Annotated in this window: 1 pseudogene; it reads left to right on the top strand. The window is 29.8% G+C overall.

From position 1 onward, the window contains the following. Window positions 1–710, top strand: a pseudogene (locus tag OL66_RS04005) (effector); the annotation flags it as partial. Window positions 711–813 lie beyond the last annotated feature (103 nt).

The following is an 813-nucleotide window of genomic DNA, read 5'->3' as shown; positions in this document are numbered from 1 at the left end:
ATGTTTAATATTAAAAAAATCATTAAATGGTTTTTTATTATTTTAGGGGTATTTCTTTTTTTAATTATCGGTTTTATTGGTTTTATGGTTTTAACCGAAAAAAAAATCAATAAATTACCGAAAGAACAAATCCCTATTTTAAAAGAAACCGCATTCGAAAATATCGAAGAATGGTATGACAATAATAACAAATGTACAATGATTAAAGCCAAATACACCTTTGATGGCCTTAATGGAGTCGGTTATTATCAAGAACAACTTCAAGAAAAAAAAGGTAGTCATAACAATATTTCGATCGCTCAAGAACGCCTCGAAACCCAAAAAGAACCCTCTAACTTAGCTTATTACATCGAAGACCGTTACCCCTTCGACCTTTGGAAGGAAAACTCAGCGAACGGATTTAAATTTTCTCGTTTCGATATCGGATTTGATAGTTATTTAGAAAACTATGTAAAATTAGAAAAACAAATCAACGAAGGCTCAGGTGGTAATTACTTAATCCTTAAATACAAAGGCCCAAAAGACTTGATAGAAAAAGACAAAGACTATTACCTTGGTCGCGAAATTTTTCCGACTCTAACTTTGAATTAACTAATTTTCACCTCCACTTCAACCCTGTCCGTAAAACTTTATCCCTTTACCAAGATAAACAGAATAATGATAAAGTCAAGGAAGCCGAATATAATAAAAGAACCAGCGATGACTGGTGATAAAAATTTTAACAACTTCCAATATGTTAAAATATAAAGGAATAAAAATTAAAGGAGATTTCATATGATATTTAAATCACAAAAATATTTACTAATATTTAAT

This window comes from Chrysanthemum yellows phytoplasma, from assembly GCF_000803325.1.
GTDB classification, from domain to species: Bacteria; Bacillota_I; Bacilli_A; order Acholeplasmatales; family Acholeplasmataceae; genus Phytoplasma; species Phytoplasma asteris.
The sequence above is the reverse complement of the archived record's forward strand: the minus strand, read 5'-3'. Positions and strand labels throughout refer to the sequence as shown.